This window comes from Xenorhabdus eapokensis (genome assembly GCF_001908105.1).
In genome coordinates this window covers 1-391 of sequence record NZ_MKGQ01000193.1, presented here as the reverse complement: position 1 = coordinate 391, position 391 = coordinate 1, and the positions used below count along the sequence as shown (strand labels likewise).

Here is a 391-nt window from a genome sequence, read left to right as displayed (position 1 = left end):
GTGTCTTCGGACTGGAGTTTTTGAGAGACTCATCAATGTTATCGTTCAACAACATCGATTGTTTCAAATTTTCAGCTTGTTCCAGATTGTTAAAGAGCAATTATTGGTAAACCGGCGTTAGCCGCCCGCTTAACAATAACTTATTGGCACCGCCTTTCACCCGCTGCCGAGCAAGATGGCGTCCCCTAGGGGATTCGAACCCCTGTTACCGCCGTGAAAGGGCGGTGTCCTAAGCCTCTAGACGAAGGGGACTTCAAGTCTTCTTCGCAGACGCTTGCTCATGCTACATTTCATCAGACAATCTGTGTGAACACTCACAATTCACGCTCATTAGTTAAGGAGGTGATCCAACCGCAGGTTCCCCTACGGTTACCTTGTTACGACTTCACCC

General features: G+C 48.3%; 1 tRNA gene and 1 rRNA gene. Both read right to left on the bottom strand.

Annotated features, from left to right (window positions below):
* Positions 1 to 176: 176 nt before the first annotated feature.
* Positions 177 to 252 (bottom strand) — tRNA-Glu (locus Xedl_RS20115).
* An 83-nt stretch (positions 253 to 335) separates the two neighbouring features.
* A 16S ribosomal RNA gene (locus Xedl_RS31805) occupies positions 336 to 391 on the bottom strand; the annotation flags it as partial.